This is a genomic window from Candidatus Symbiopectobacterium sp. NZEC135 (assembly GCF_025962695.1).
The window spans coordinates 1-739 of record NZ_JAGFPF010001054.1 but is presented as its reverse complement, the minus strand read 5'-3'; the positions used below and the strand labels follow the sequence as shown (position 1 = coordinate 739).

At 56.3% G+C, this 739-nt stretch carries 1 pseudogene; it reads left to right on the top strand.

The features are described 5' to 3' along the window. Positions 1 to 739: pseudogene (locus J5224_RS32390) on the top strand (S49 family peptidase); the annotation flags it as partial.

Genomic DNA, 739 nt, shown 5'->3' with positions numbered 1-739 from the left:
ACACTATCCGTCAGGCCAAACCCGACAGCAATATTACCGGTATGGTGCCCGATCTGAGTGATTTCGTCGGCGCCGACCAGCCCTCGCTGCAATATATTGGCAAGGCGTTGCGTGAATTCCGCGACAGCGGCAAACCCATTTTCGCGATCGGTGACAGTTACAGCCAAACGCAATACTATCTGGCCAGCTTCGCGACCACCATTTCGCTGACCCCGCAGGGTAACGTCGATCTGCGCGGTTTCGCCACCAATGGCCTCTATTACAAATCGCTGTTGGAAAAGCTGGATGTGACCAGCCACGTATTTCGCGTCGGTACTTACAAGTCGGCGGTAGAACCCTTCCTGCGTGACGATATGTCCCCCGAAGCGCGCGAAGCCGATATGCGCTGGGTGGGTGGATTGTGGCAAAATTACCTGAATACCAATTCCCCCCGCAACAGTTGTTCCCCGGTGCCAGTGCGATTATCGCCGGCCTTCAGGCTGTACAAGGCGATCCGGCACGCTATGCGCTGGATAACAAACTGGTGGACGAAGTGGCATCCCGTTCGGTCATCGAACAGAAGCTGGTAAAAACCTTCGGCTGGGACAACAAGAATCAGAGCTTCAACTACACCAGCATTTATGACTACAGCGAAAAACCGACCAACCAAAGCGGCGCGGAAATCGCGGTGATCTTTGCCAGCGGCGCTATCGTTGGCGGTCCGGAAACCCCGGGGGTGGTCGGGGGGGATACCAGGGGG